The following is a 712-nucleotide window of genomic DNA, read 5'->3' as shown; positions in this document are numbered from 1 at the left end:
ACACCAAGGCCACCATTGATGGCATCAAGGAGCGCGAAGCGCGCATCCAGCAGGCCCTGCCGGAGGGTGTGCAGTTCGAGGTGTTCTACGATCAGGCGGACCTGGTGGAAAAAGCAGTGAGCACCGTGGTTACCGCCTTGCTGCTGGCGTTTGTGTTTATCGTCATCGTACTGGCCCTGTTCCTGATGAACCTGCGCGCCACCGCGTTGGTATTGTTGTCCATTCCGCTCTCCATCGGCCTGGCCTTGTTGGCGATGGCCAGCCTGGGCATGTCCGCCAACCTGATGTCACTGGGTGGCCTGGCCGTGGCCATCGGCATGCTGGTGGATGGCTCCGTGGTGATGGTGGAAAACATCTTCAAACATCTGAGCCGAAAAGAGGGTAGCCACGACACCAAAGGCGGCATTGCCTTACGCGTGAAAGACGCCGCCCAGGAAGTGGCACGCCCGGTGTTCTTCGCCGCCAGCATTATCCTGGTGGTGTTCCTGCCCCTGTTCGCCTTCGAAGGGGTGGAAGCAAAAATGTTCGTACCCATGGCCATCAGCATCATGCTGGCCATGACTGCCGCTGTATTGGTAGCGCTGATCGTGGTGCCGGCGCTGGCCGGTTTCCTGTTCCGCAACGGCGTGGAAGAAAAGCCCAACCGGTTGGTGAACTGGCTGGAGGGGCATTACCGCACCGTGCTCGGCAAGGCTATGAAGGCGCGTAAAGT

The 712-nt window shown here is 59.7% G+C and carries 1 protein-coding gene; it reads left to right on the top strand.

Features of this window, described 5'->3' with window-relative positions:
• Nucleotides 1–712 (top strand): efflux RND transporter permease subunit (locus A3754_RS02795; RefSeq protein WP_197468408.1); only part of this gene is annotated, 712 nt, incomplete at both ends.

Source organism: Alcanivorax sp. HI0083 (assembly GCF_001635175.1).
The sequence above is the reverse complement of the archived record's forward strand: the minus strand, read 5'-3'. Positions and strand labels throughout refer to the sequence as shown.